Genomic DNA, 7,992 nt, shown 5'->3' on the forward strand with positions numbered 1-7,992 from the left:
CCCATTGATGGCGGCTGGTTGGGACGCTAACCGGAGGCGACTGCGTAGTTTGCCGCCCATTCTGCGGATCCACGGCAGGCGCAACACCAAGAGCAAGGCTACCACCGCCCCGTAGGCCAGCGGGCGCCGGATGTCAGACTTGACCAGCCAGACAAAATGGACAATTACCAGCAGGCTGGCCAGATACACCCAGCGATGCAGGTGTTTCCAGTTTTTGCCCAACCGCCGCATCCAGCCTTTGGTGGAAGTGATCGCCAGGGGTATCAAAATGAGAAAAGCAGCAAGGCCAGCCACAATATAGCGCTTTTCAATAATTGTCTGCCAGATCAAGGCCAGATCAAACCCATAATCAAACCCGGCGAAAATAAAGAAATGCAAAGCGGCGTATAAAAAGGCATAGAGGCCCCACAATTTTCGCAGCGGCAAAACCCAACGCCAGCCCAAAAAGGTATTGAGTGGCGTGCAGGCCAGAGACAAAATGAGCAGCACCAGCGCATACCAGCCGGTCAAAAGAGTTAGTTCTTGAATCGGGTTGACGCTCAACTGCCCCTGCCGGTAATCCCAGATAATAAGGGCAATGGGCGTGAGCGCCCCAATATGCACGGCCAGCTTAAGCCAGTTCACTTTACGCATTAATAAAATTTTCTCAAATCCATCCCGGCATAGAGTTGAGCCACTTCTTCGGCGTAACCGTTGAAGGGCAAGGTTTTGCGCCGGCCCAATTCGCCAATCCGCCGCTCAGAAGATTGGGACCAGCGGGGATGAGGTACGTCGGGATTGACGTTGGCATAAAAGCCATACTCGTGGGGGGCTGCGGCCATCCACAAGGAGGTCGGCATTTCTTCTACCAGGTCAATCTTTACAATTGACTTGATGCTCTTAAAACCATACTTCCACGGCACCACCAACCGCAGCGGCGCGCCGTTCTGCGGCAATAGTTCTTTGCCATACAGTCCCGTTGATAGAATTGTTAGGTCAAGCATCGCCTCATCCAGCCGCAAACCTTCCACATAGGGCCATTCATACCAGGCGCTCGTCTGGCCGGGCAATCGTTTCGGGTCATACAAGGTTTCAAAACGCACGTATTTGGCCTTTGCCGTCGGCTCCACTTCCTTCAGCAATCCGGCCAGGGGAAAACCCAGCCAGGGAATGACCATAGACCAACCTTCAACGCACCGCATCCGATAAATACGTTCCTCCTGGGTAAACCGGCCCCACAAGTCTTCAATACCAAAAGTTTTGGGTTTGTTGACCAGGCCGCCGACCGCTACCGTCCAGGGTGATGTTTTAAAATCCTTGGCCAGGGCGGCCACGCCTTGTTTGTTGGTGGTGAATTCGTAAAAATTATTGTAAGTGGTGACCGCTTCGTAAGTGGTCAGCGCGTCGCCCAACTCATCGGTGGTCGCCTGGGTTGGGCCGGGGGCAGACGAGTCTGGTTCAACTTCCGGTTTGGCCGGATCCGTGCCGGTAGCCGTCGGTGCGGAGACCAGCGGGTCTTGCCCGCCACAAGCGGCCAGAACCGCCGAACTCAGAGCCAAGGCGCCAACGCCCTTCATAAATTTGCGCCGGGATAGATAAACATGTTCAGGCGTTATTTCAGACGAACGAATTTTAATCATAGTTCCTCCAAGAATTGAATAGTAAACTTACGTTCTATATTCACCGACGAGAGCGGTCGGTGGTCATTGGTCGTTGGTCAGGAATGTCAAATTGTGACCTGCTCTCGCTAAATTTGTAAACTTTCCTTAACAATGTACCGCCTATTTATAACAATTTGCTTAACAAATGATTAAGCCAGGATTAATTTGGCGCTGAATTGTCAATCGAGCCGGTCGGCGGTATAGTATTATTTCACAACCAGCCGGTTGCTTGATAATAGGGTTTTGCATGCGTCAAAACGAACCAAGCGCGCTCTTGATTGCGCTGCCCATCATTTTTATACTCCTCATTATCACCGTGGTCATTGTGGCGGCGCTGTTGCTCACAGACATGCTGGGCGTGGTTGGCGCGACCACTTTGCCCTCGCCCTCCCCCAGCCTTCCGCCTACCCCACCCCCGGCCGGCAATATTTTGACCACGCCTGCTGCGTCCGCCACCTCGTTTCACAGCACCGCCTTGGGTTTTGCCCTGGCCTACCCTCCCGGCTGGCGGAAACAGGAACAAACCCTGGCCGTTATCATCTCGCCCTCCAGAGACGGCCTTGATCCCGCCAACTTCCAGGCCGGCGCGCTCCGGGCCGGCATTCCGGCCGGCAATACGTTGGACCATGCCGAATTACTGCGCGGTCTGCTGGTTCAATTTCCTCCGCCCATCGAGGTGATGAATCAAGGCACGATGAGCCTGGCCGGAGAGAATTGGACCTGGGTAGAATTCACTTTTGGCCAGTCGGCCCAGGGCCAGGCGGGGCAAGGCTTTGCCGCCGCTACAAACAAAAATGAAGTGGGCTATTTTATTGTGGCTGCCGCGCCTGCTCCGCAGTGGCCAGGCATGCAACCTGTTTTTCAACAAACTATCAACAGCTTTCATTTTACCGAAGACGCGGTCCTCCGCCCCACCGACGCCACCCCACCGCCCACCCCCACCCCCACCCCCACCCCCGTCATCTACATTGTGCAATCCGGCGACACCCTGCTGGGCATTGCCCTTCAATTTGGGGTTGACGCCAATACATTGGCCGCCAGAAACGGCATTGAAGTGCCCGAACACTTACAAACCGGCCAAAAATTGATCATTCCCCTCAAATAATAGCAAGATGTTAGGACTTTATATTCATCTCCCCTGGTGCGTTACCCGCTGTAATTACTGCGATTTTAATACTTATGTTGCGGATGACGCCAGGCTCAAAGCGCGTTATCATACTGCGCTTCTACGCGAAATCCGCGAGGCAGGCGCAACCCTAAACCGCCCTGCGCTTGACACCATTTTTATTGGCGGCGGTACGCCTACCACCGTGCCGCCGATTCAATTGTTGGCCCTGGTTGAAGCGGCGCGCGGGGCCTTTGTTTTGCGGCCGGACGCCGAAGTGACCAGTGAGGCCAATCCGAGCACGCTCTCTGCGGCCAACCTGCGGACGCTCCGGCACGGCGGTGTCAATCGCCTCTCGTTGGGGGTGCAGAGCTTTAATGATGACGAACTGCGCTTTTTGGGCCGCCTGCACACCGCCGACACGGCTCGCCGGGCGGTGGCCCAGGCCCGCGCGGCCGGTTTGGACAATCTCAGCCTCGACCTGATCTTTAACTTGCCCGGACAATCTCTGGCCCAATGGCAAGACACTTTGCAGGCAGCGCTCCGGCTTGCGCCCGACCATTTTTCGCTTTACACTTTAACTATTGAACCGGGCACACCGCTGCACCAACAGGTCAGCCAGGGTCAGGTGCCAATGCCTGATGACGACCTGGCCGCCGAGATGTACGCCGGTGCCCTGGAAACGCTGGAGGCCGCCGGTTACACCCATTACGAAATCTCTAACTGGGCGCGGGCCAACGGCGAAGCCCCCTGGCAAACGCCTGGCCTGGCGGCAGCCCATAATTTAATCTACTGGCGCAACCAGCCCTACCTGGGAGTGGGCGCGGGGGCCTATAGCACGGTCAACGGGGAGCGGTGGATGAACGTTAAACAGCCCCAAACTTATATTGCCCGCCTTGAACAGGGCGCCGGGCTGGGCGCTGCCCGCGACGAGTCAACCGTGGAGCGGATTGACCCCAACACAGCCATGGCCGAACACATGCTGCTGGGGTTGCGGTTGGTGCGTGAGGGAGTGAGCGCGGCGGAATTTGGAGCCAGGTTTGGAAAGCCGCTGCAAACAGAGTATACTCAGGCCATCGAGTTTGGCCTTGCGCGTGGTCTGCTTGAATGGCTTTCAACGCCAACCGGCCCCCATCTGCGGTTAACCCGACCCGGACGTTTTTTAGCCAACCAGGTCATTGTTCAATTCATGCCGTAAAGGAGACAAGCCATGCCGGAAACCGATAAAATGCGCCGTTTGCGCCAACTGTCTCGCCAACGGATGCGCCTTATCTGGGAAATAGCCAGCCTGGACGAGACCAGCCTGAGCAATGAAGAACGCCTGCTGGTCAACATTATGCGGCTGCACCCCGAATACTATGATCTCTGGGAACGCCTGGACGAGGTGACCGAGGCCGAACTGGAGCGCGACAAGACCAATCCCGTGTTGCACGTCACCATCCACCAGATCATCGAAAATCAAATTGCCACCAACCATCCCCCTGAAACTGCGCAAACTCTGGAACGTTTGCTGGAAAAGGGACTGAGCCGGCACGAGGCCATCCACGAAATAGGCAGCGTTTTAGCCCGGGACATCGCCGAGATCATGAAATCGAACCGGAATTTTAGCGAGCAAAAATATATTCGCCGGTTACGCCAACTGGTCAAACCACGGCGACAAAAGCGACGGAGGCTATTTTGAAACAAACCCCTGGCCCCAACTTGGCCTGGCCGACCCTGAACGCCGACATTGTCAATTGCCGGGCCTGCCCCCGGCTGGTGGCCTGGCGCGAGCAGGTAGCCCGCGAAAAACGGCGGGCTTACCGCGATTGGGAGTATTGGGGCAAACCCGTGCCCGGTTTTGGCGACCGGTCGGCCCGGCTGTTACTGGTGGGACTGGCCCCTGGCGCGCATGGGGCCAACCGCACCGGCCGCATGTTCACCGGCGATGGCTCCGGCGACACCCTGTATACCGCCCTGTATCAAACCGGTTTTGCCAATCAACCCATCGCCCGGCAGCGGGATGACGGCCTGGTTCTGACCGATGTCTTTATCACGGCCGTGGGCCGCTGCGCCCCGCCCGGCAACCGGCCCACGGCCGAGGAATTGCATCGCTGCCGCCCCTTTTTGCACCGCGAATGGCATTTGCTGCCCCAGGTCCGCGTTATCGTCGCCCTGGGGCAGATTGCGTTTGAGGGCTGCCTGCATTTGCTGCGCGAACTTGGCTACGAAGTCCCCCGCCTGAAATTTGGCCACGGCCGGCATTACCAACTCACTGCTCCGGCCCAGGGCGGCGTTAAGCACCTGCTGGCTTCTTACCATCCCAGCCGCCAGAACACCCAAACCGGCCGCCTGACCCCGGCCATGTTGCGGGATGTTTTTCTGCTGGCCCGGTCGTTATTAGAAATGTAAACCCGCACTTTTAAGCACAAATAGACGCATTTCTTAAATGGTGCTGGACTTACCGGAAAAGTCGTGATATGATTAGGAAGGCTTGGCGAGCGCCTCGGCAATTGTTTAATGCTTATTCGGCAACAAGTCTAATATTAGTGTTGGTTGCTTGATCGGGCAGTGAAAAAGCCTAGCTAAAGATCAAGCCGTGGGCAATGCTGGAGTTTTTTATTTTACTATCATATCAGGAGGCAGGTAATGGGAGTTATTCTTGGCATAGCACTTGTGGTTTTGGGCATAGCCCTGGGTTTTATTGTCACTTTTCTCTTTGCCTGGGGCAAAGCGATAGAAACATTTGTGGGCGTGCTGCTGGTAGCGGCCGGGGTGGTGGTTGGGTTTGTGGTTGAGTGGCTGATTGACCTGGCCTACCGCCGTAACCGCGAGTTGCAAGAACAGTTGAACCGGCAGAAGGGCGATAGATCGCTTTTGCTGGGCGCTTCGGTGGGCGACGGTCAGGGTGACGCCTCGGATACGCTGGCCGACTTCCTGCGTCAGCGAGACCAGGAATTGCAGGAACTGCGCGCCCAACTGACGGAGCAGGACAATCGGATGGATAGTTTGCAGGGCGAATTCGATGCCTACCAGCGCACGCATCCCGATGATTTGACCGTTATCAAGGGCATTGGGCCGGTTTACCAGTGGAAACTGCGCGACGCCGGTTTTAATACCTACAAGCAGATGGCTAACGCCGATCCTGACCAACTCCGGCGCATGCTCGATGTGAAGAATTGGCAACGGGTCAACGTGGAGGCCTGGATTGAACAGGCCCGCGACTGGGCCAAACGAGGGGAATAAACGATGTTTGAAGGGGACTTGGTTGATCAAGAAGTTAAAAAGAAAAAACGACGAGTTCTCATTATCTTGATTTTTTTGCTCCTGGCCACCGGCGGACTGGCCGTGATCAATCTTCCGCCAGCCTCAACCACAACAGTGGCCGGAACGGGCAGCGACACCCCTGTCTCAGCCGGCACAGTAACCTTAACCACCCCCAGCCCCACAGACGAAACCCCAGGGGGTGAGATAACGTCTGAGGAAAAACCAACGCCTGCCAGAGCAGAAACCGCCGCTGAAACAGAGAGCGGCGGGGTTGGCGGCGGCCAGAGTGCCCCTGGCACACAGACTCCTGGCGAGGAAAGTAGTGACACCTCAGCCACAGGCGAAACAACCGGCGGCGAAACTTCTACAGAGGAAACGCCAGGTGGCACCGACGGGGGAGAGACAACCGGCGCAGACAGCGGTACACAAACCTCAACAGAAGAAGCTGCCGGCTTCGCCAGCAGTCAAGAAAGCACAACCTCAACAGATACCGGCGGTTCTGATACCCAGACAACCACAGGTCAAACCACTGAGGCCGCTGCCGGCGAAACTACCGCCGGTGAAACTTCCGCCGGCACCGGCGGGGGAACGCCAACTGCCGGGCAAGAAGAGGGGGGCAGTGCTGCCGATCAAGGCCCCACCCTGGAGGGGCCCACGGAATTGCCCCCGACCGGGGCTAACGTCAATTGGCAATTGGCCCCCGTAGCTTTGGGACTGGTGATCTTGTTGCTCGGCGCGGGCGCCTCGGCGATGAGGTTCAAAAAATAGCGCCGGGGAAGATGAATATTTTTGAAGATGTAAAAACGTCGCTGGTCGAAGAAGAAGTGCAAACGCTCATGGCTACCGGGGCCGTCAAAATCGAGCGCATTGTGTCAACCGGCCAGCAATCCCCGGAGGGGTTTTGGTACGATCAGGAGACGCATGAGTGGGTGCTGGTGCTGGCCGGAAGAGGGGTGATTGAATATGAAAACGGCAGCCGGATCGAACTAAAGCCGGGGGATCACCTTCACATCCCGGCTCACCAGAAACACCGTGTCAAAGAAACAAGCCGCCAAGAACCAACGGTTTGGCTGGCCGTTCACTACAAATAACGTGCCAATTATCTTACGGCTGTGAATTTACAGCCGTATTTTTTTGCGACTTTAATGTAAAAAATACTTGACACAATGTACGTTCTATGTTACAATATGTCTGTTATACATTACTGAAAGTAAACAAAATATTACACAAGGAGCAACTATGTCTTACGAAGAGAAAAACATCACCGTAGCTCTGTTCAGCCACTTGTTGATTGGCGGGTACTATCTGGTAAATTTATGGCAAATGTACTACGGCGAAGGCTTAAACGCGGCCAAAGTTTTTAGCCTGTGGGCCATTGTCATTGTAACCACAATTCTGGTCAGTATTGTGGGCAATATCCTCACCAACATTCTGCTCGCCATTGTTCAGGCCGTCAAAACAAAAACATGTGAAGAAGAACGTTTTATCGCCGATGAGCGCGACAAATTGATTGAACTGAGAGGGACAAAGCACGCCTATATCGTTTTCTCCATTGGCGTCTTTCTGGCCATGCTCACTTTTGTTTTTGGCCAGCCTCCCCTGGTGATGTTCAGCTTGATCATTTTATCCGGCATTGCGGCCGAGATCATTGGGGATGTGGCGCGGCTCTATTTTTATCGAAGGGGATTTTAAGATGGGCAAACGCCGGCTTAATAACAATATTCGCACCTTACGTTTTTTCAATGATGAAATGACCCAACAGCAGTTGGCGGAAAAAGCAGGCGTAACCCGTCAAACCATCATCGCTCTGGAACAGGGGAAATACTCCCCCTCGCTGGAACTGGCATTCCGCATTGCCCTGGCTTTTGCTGTGCCGCTGGAGGAAGTATTTTCTTACGATGCTGAAAACGAAACGAAGTAATCAACCTCCCGCATAGCGGGAGGCATTAGGAAGCCCCCCAGAGGGGGGCAACTGGGATAGGAAAGCCCCGTTGGGGCTAA

Annotated in this window: 11 protein-coding genes; 9 read left to right on the plus strand and 2 right to left on the minus strand. The window is 55.4% G+C overall.

The genetic code is table 11. The annotated features are described in order from the left end of the window. Both JW953_14700 and msrP read right to left on the minus strand, forming a co-directional pair. Positions 1-633, minus strand: a 633-nt coding sequence (locus JW953_14700) for a sulfoxide reductase heme-binding subunit YedZ (protein ID MBN1993946.1), incomplete at its 3' end; no start/stop codon positions are given. Continuing rightward, entirely contained in the window at positions 633-1,619 is a 987-nt protein-coding gene (msrP, locus tag JW953_14705) for a protein-methionine-sulfoxide reductase catalytic subunit MsrP (protein ID MBN1993947.1), read from the minus strand. The genes JW953_14700 and msrP, both read right to left, overlap by 1 nt. Before the next feature lie 268 nt (positions 1,620-1,887). Here msrP and JW953_14710 point away from each other — a divergent pair, with 268 nt between their 5' ends. The 9 genes from JW953_14710 to JW953_14750 all read left to right on the plus strand — a co-directional run bounded on the left by JW953_14710 (position 1,888) and on the right by JW953_14750 (position 7,912). After that, complete coding sequence (locus JW953_14710) at positions 1,888-2,745, plus strand: LysM peptidoglycan-binding domain-containing protein (protein MBN1993948.1); 858 nt, start codon at positions 1,888-1,890, stop codon at positions 2,743-2,745. A 7-nt stretch (positions 2,746-2,752) separates the two neighbouring features. Further along, positions 2,753-3,943, plus strand: coding sequence for a radical SAM family heme chaperone HemW (hemW, locus tag JW953_14715; protein MBN1993949.1), 1,191 nt, complete (start codon positions 2,753-2,755; stop codon positions 3,941-3,943). Between the two features lie 12 nt (positions 3,944-3,955). After that, complete coding sequence (locus JW953_14720) at positions 3,956-4,426, plus strand: DUF1841 family protein (GenBank protein MBN1993950.1); 471 nt, start codon at positions 3,956-3,958, stop codon at positions 4,424-4,426. Beyond that, positions 4,363-5,136, plus strand: a complete 774-nt coding sequence (locus JW953_14725) for a uracil-DNA glycosylase (GenBank protein MBN1993951.1) — start codon at positions 4,363-4,365, stop codon at positions 5,134-5,136. Before JW953_14720 ends, JW953_14725 begins: the two co-directional genes overlap by 64 nt. 237 nt (positions 5,137-5,373) lie before the next feature. After that, on the plus strand, positions 5,374-5,970 hold the full coding sequence (locus tag JW953_14730; protein MBN1993952.1) for a hypothetical protein: 597 nt from the start codon (positions 5,374-5,376) through the stop codon (positions 5,968-5,970). 3 nt (positions 5,971-5,973) lie between these two features. Continuing rightward, complete coding sequence (locus JW953_14735) at positions 5,974-6,759, plus strand: hypothetical protein (protein MBN1993953.1); 786 nt, start codon at positions 5,974-5,976, stop codon at positions 6,757-6,759. Positions 6,760-6,770: 11 nt separating this feature from the next. After that, positions 6,771-7,082: a cupin domain-containing protein gene (locus JW953_14740; protein ID MBN1993954.1), complete on the plus strand. Its 312-nt coding sequence runs from the start codon at positions 6,771-6,773 to the stop codon at positions 7,080-7,082. Positions 7,083-7,230: 148 nt separating this feature from the next. Beyond that, a complete protein-coding gene (locus tag JW953_14745; GenBank protein ID MBN1993955.1) occupies positions 7,231-7,683 on the plus strand; it encodes a hypothetical protein in 453 nt (150 codons plus the stop codon). A gap of 1 nt (position 7,684) precedes the next feature. Further along, complete coding sequence (locus JW953_14750; GenBank protein MBN1993956.1) at positions 7,685-7,912, plus strand: helix-turn-helix transcriptional regulator; 228 nt, start codon at positions 7,685-7,687, stop codon at positions 7,910-7,912. Positions 7,913-7,992 lie beyond the last annotated feature (80 nt).

It is taken from the genome of Anaerolineae bacterium (assembly GCA_016931895.1).
Taxonomy (GTDB): Bacteria; Chloroflexota; Anaerolineae; order 4572-78; family J111; genus JAFGNV01.